The organism is Marinobacter sp. UBA2498 (assembly GCF_002341575.1).
Taxonomy (GTDB): Bacteria; Pseudomonadota; Gammaproteobacteria; order Pseudomonadales; family Oleiphilaceae; genus Marinobacter; species Marinobacter manganoxydans.
Window position 1 is genome coordinate 8,155 of record NZ_DDOI01000059.1, and the last position, 4,703, is coordinate 12,857.

At 57.1% G+C, this 4,703-nt stretch carries 4 protein-coding genes; 3 read left to right on the forward strand and 1 reads right to left on the reverse strand.

Annotated features, from left to right (window positions below):
* Window positions 1-850 (forward strand): GNAT family N-acetyltransferase (locus B2W52_RS07230; protein ID WP_286802171.1); only part of this gene is annotated, 850 nt, incomplete at its 5' end.
* Here the strand turns inward: B2W52_RS07230 and B2W52_RS07235 are convergent.
* A complete protein-coding gene (locus B2W52_RS07235; protein WP_039882066.1) occupies window positions 839-1,849 on the reverse strand; it encodes a LysR family transcriptional regulator in 1,011 nt (336 codons plus the stop codon). The two genes, B2W52_RS07230 and B2W52_RS07235, sit on opposite strands and share 12 nt — an antisense overlap.
* Window positions 1,850-2,084: 235 nt before the next feature.
* Here B2W52_RS07235 and B2W52_RS07240 point away from each other — a divergent pair, with 235 nt between their 5' ends.
* Window positions 2,085-2,852: a hypothetical protein gene (locus B2W52_RS07240; protein WP_014577434.1), complete on the forward strand. Its 768-nt coding sequence runs from the start codon at window positions 2,085-2,087 to the stop codon at window positions 2,850-2,852.
* A 53-nt stretch (window positions 2,853-2,905) separates the two neighbouring features.
* On the forward strand, window positions 2,906-4,703 hold a 1,798-nt coding region (locus tag B2W52_RS07245), incomplete at its 3' end, for an ATP-binding protein (RefSeq protein ID WP_286802174.1).

Consider the following 4,703-nt stretch of genomic DNA (forward strand, 5'->3'; position numbering starts at 1 on the left):
AACCGACGAAATTGCAGATCACTATCTGGCAGTGCTGCCAGACAATACCCCGGCAGGCGTGGCACGACTGTTTTCAACCCTTGAAGAGACCGGCCACATCGGTCGCATGGCGATCCTGCCCCAATACCGCGGACAGGGTATCGGGGAAGCATTGCTCCGGCACCTGATCGCAGAATCGGCTGACCGTTTTGCCGAGCTCAGGTTGTCTGCCCAAGAGCACGCCATTCCTTTTTATCAACGGTCAGGCTTCCACGTCTGTTCGGGCGTTTACGACGACGCCGGCATTCCCCACTTTGAGATGCGTAGCCTGGCACCGGGACTCGCGGCCGAGGGCCTTGGCTCCCGGGACCGGCCGATGATTCTGGGCAGCGACACAGACTCCTGGCTGTTTGATACCGAGGCCAGGCTACTGGGGCTAATGGATTCGGTGGTTGGCCAGGCCGGCCAGCGCATCTGGCTGTATGACCGCCTGCTCGAACACGATCTGTATGACCGGCATCGTTTCCGGGAGCTGATCTCCGCCCTGGCCCGTCGGCACCGGCTCAGCGAAGTCAGGTTGCTGATCCATGACGACAAGCCGCTGGTGAAACGTCGACACACACTGGTCGAACTGATGCGCCGGCTGCCGAGCCGCATGGAACTTCGACTGGTCAACGAGGACTACCCGGTTGAGGACCAGCCCTTCATTATTGCTGACCGTGAAGGCGTGGTGTACCGACATGATTTCTACAAGCCAGAGGGTTTCGCCAAGTTCTCGGACGGCGGCCGCGTAAAGCTCTTGTCGGAAAACTTCCAACGCATGTGGGATGCAGCCCGCCCTTCCCTGGAGCTTCGGGAACTACCGCTCTGAGTGATGGGCCTGGGGCGCGTCCGGCGCTTCGAACCTGGCCCCGAACGGAGCAAACTCGGTATCCACCTCAGTAGCCACCTCAGCAATCAGTTTGCGCAGCCATTGATGGTCCGCGTTGTGCTGCAACAGAGGGCTCCAGGCCATTTTCAGCTCGAACGGTGGAATCTCGAACGGAGGCACCTTGACCACAAGATTCGGGTTGTCTTTCTGCAGCCAGGCTGCCCGGGATGGCAGCGTGGCAATCAGGTCATGCTGCTCGGCCAGCAGCATTGCAACCTGATAGTGACGGGTGAATACGGAAATCTGACGCTTTCGCCCCATTCTCGACAGCGCCTCATCAACCCAGCCCAGCCGCTGGACATCCTTCGGGTTTACACCAACACCAACACCAAACCCGGTCTTGCTGACCCAGATATGGCTGGCGTCCAGATAGGTGTCCAGGGTAAAGGGCTCCTTCAATACCGGGTTACGGGCGTTCATCAGGCAGGCAAAATACTCGGTCCAGAGGGTCTTCTGATGGAAAGACTGGGGGATCTTGTCGAACCGGTTGATCGCCATATCCAACCGCCCCTGCTCGACATCCAGGAAGCTGACGTCACTGGGCGTGAGCACATCCAGGGTGACGTGCGGTGCTTCCTGACGGATCCGCCTCAGAACCCGGGGCATCAGGCAGGATTCGGCATAATCACTGGCCATGATCCGGAACACGCGCTGGCTTTCAAGAGCTGAAAAGGGTGTCTTATCTTGCACGGCCTGTTCAATATCCGACAGGATTCCCCGCACCAGCGGTTGTAGTTCACGCGCGCGCTCCGTGGCCGTCATACCCTCACTGGTTCGCACCAGGAGCGGATCACTGAACAGATCCCGCAACCGCTTCAAACCATTGCTCATGGCAGGCTGGGTAATACCCAGATGGTTCGCTGCCTTGGTCACATTCCGCTCGCGCAGCAACACATCCAGGTACACGAGCAGGTTCAGATCAACACGGGAAATATCCACAAAAACTCCGGAACGCCAGGACAACAGGAAAAGCGAGGCTCATTCACGAGAGCAATATACATGATAGCGAGGATTCACGTAATCAATCAGCAACACGAACTTTCACATTTGAAAACGGATCTGGAGCGGTATTTCTGCTAGTCTTTCGGATACTTGCTGAATAATATCGGTGTTTTGAGGCCGGTTTGTACACCCGCCATCATTTGATCCTGAAGCCGGAGTCGTTACTGACAAAATGGATACCACTACGATCGTCCTTCTGCTGGCGGCCATCGTTACCGTCTCGATTGTCATTATTGTGCTCAGCCAGATGCGGGAACGCGCCCGCATTGAACGGGCGCGCAAGATTACCGCTCAGGAAGACGCCTATAACAGGGCCAATCGCCTGCTGACCGAAATTCCAGGCCAATACCTGACAGCGGATCTGAAACTGCTTCTGATTAAACGCATGGAAGAAGCTTGCGCGGAGCTGGCCGGCCTGAAGTCGAACCTGCCGGTCAAGGAATGGCAGAAGTCCGCTGCAGAACTGAAAACACAGATCGTTGAAAAGCGCGACACCACCACGCCAGTCAAGATTGATTCCGCGGAAAAATCGAATTACGTCAAGGAATTGCTTCAGAATCTGTTCAAGATGATTGAAGCCATGCACAAGAGCGGGCGGATTGATTCGGCCACCGCCAAGAAAAACCTCAAGTATGTGCTCTTCCTTGTCCACAAGACCCACGCGGATCTTCATGTGTTTCAGGCCCGGGACTATGTTCGCCAGAACCAGATCCGGAAGGCCATTCATGCCTATCACCTGGCCAGTACCGAAATGGGTAAATCCCGCGACAATCCACTTGCCATGAAAGCAGTGAAGAGCTTCCGGACGCGCATTCAGGAACTTGAGGCCATGAGTGCAGAGGGTAAGGAAAGCCCGCAGGGAGAGTCCAAACTGGACCGAGAGTGGGATACTTTTCTCCACGACGATGAGTGGAAGAAAAAGGCCGATTACGACGACTGAAGGTACCGAACGGGTCGCTGTGAGAGGCCCGTCAACAGGGACAGTGCAAACCCGTGAGCAACGGCTTCAAACAACGGCTTTCCTATAGACTGACTCGAGACACGGTCCTCGTTGCCATGGCCCTCGGGCTGGTGCTGAATGTGGTCCAGATTACCCTGGACTACTTTAGCGCGAAGGATTCCATGGAGAAGGAAATCCATGCGCTGATCGATATCAGCAACAGCCCGGCCTCCCAGATTGCCTACAACATCGACGTCCGCCTGGCGGAAGAGTTGCTCGACGGCCTGCTTCGCCATCCCGCGACCATTGATGCCCGGATTACCGATAATGACGACGAGACCATGGCAGCATCCAGCAAGAGCAGCCCGGTCTCGCCCTATCGCTGGGTCAGCGATCTGCTGTTCGGGCCGGATCGCGTATTTCGACAGGAGCTCCGGGTTCCGCAACTTGAGGATCTGCCACTTGGGCATCTGATCGTCACCATTGACACCTATCACTATGGGGCGCTCTTCCTCCAACGAGCCGGATACACGCTGATCAGCGGGCTACTGAAAAGCCTGATCCTGTCTGCAGCTCTCCTTGCCATTTTCTATTTTGTGCTGACCCGTCCCATGCTCAATGTGATCAGCGCACTGAGCCAGGTGCGGGCTACCTCTCCTGAAAAGGTCAGGCTTCCGATCCCGGCAAACCATCGGGAAGACGAGATCGGGACCATGGTTGGTATCATCAACCAGCACCTGGAAACCATCGATTCGAGCCTTGCACAACTCCGGCACGCCGAGAGTGCCATGAAAAACTACTCCACCCAGCTTGAGCAGGAGGTGGCGGACCGGACCCGGGAGATCTCCGAAAAGAACGATGCTTTGCAGCGCGGTAATCGCGCCCTGGTCAAAGCCAAGGAAGATGCAGTTCGCCGGGCGCGGGCAAGGGCCAATTTCCTGGCCAGCATGAGCCATGAGATCCGGACTCCGCTCAATGGTGTTCTCGGGATGCTCGGCCTGGCACTCGAGGGCGAGCTGGATTCTGCCCAGCGCAACAGGATAGAAATTGCCCTGAACGCCGGTGAAAGCCTGCTCGGGCTGCTTAACGACATACTGGACATCTCGAAAGTGGAGGCCGGCAAACTCAGTCTGGAAAACATCCCCTTCAGTGTCCGGCACCTGATCGAAGAGTGCGCGACACTTCATGCCCAACAGGCGCGGCGCAAACGTATTCACCTGGTTACCGAAATCGATCCGGATCTGCCTGAAGACTTCCTGGGAGACCCGACACGGGTACGCCAGGTGCTCAACAACCTCCTGAGCAATGCCATCAAATTCACGGACGAAGGCAGCGTGAAATTAAAGGCGGCCTACTCCGGGGGTAGCCTGAGAATCGATGTCGTAGATACCGGGATCGGTATGTCTACTGAGGGCCTGCACCGGATTTTCTCACCCTTCTCCCAGGCTGATGCAGAGACCACGCGGCTTTATGGGGGCACCGGTCTCGGCCTGACGCTCTGCCGTCAACTTGTCGAACGCATGCATGGCCAGATTCTGGTGGACTCCCGGGAGGGCAGCGGCACACACTTCACCGTCACCCTGCCCCTGCCGGTTCATGGAGCCAGCGAAGATTATGATCTGCCCCGCGTGGATTCCCGCCTCAAGGACATTGGCATAGCGATGGCCATACCACCGGACAACCCACACCGGTCTGCGATCGAAGCCCAACTTCGCAAATGGGGCATCCCGATACGCGGCGCGAGCAGACACCCTGATGGAATTCTACTTGCACTTGCCAACGCCGGAGACGAAGAAACCCTGGCATTCGCAGACAACTGGCAAGGCGCCGGCGTCGTACTGGTGGACTCTT

Bases quoted from the DNA above. Each gene is read 5' to 3' on its own strand.
- B2W52_RS07240 (WP_014577434.1), top strand. From the start codon at position 2,085: ATGGATACCACTACGATCGTCCTTCTGCTGGCGGCCATCGTTACCGTC.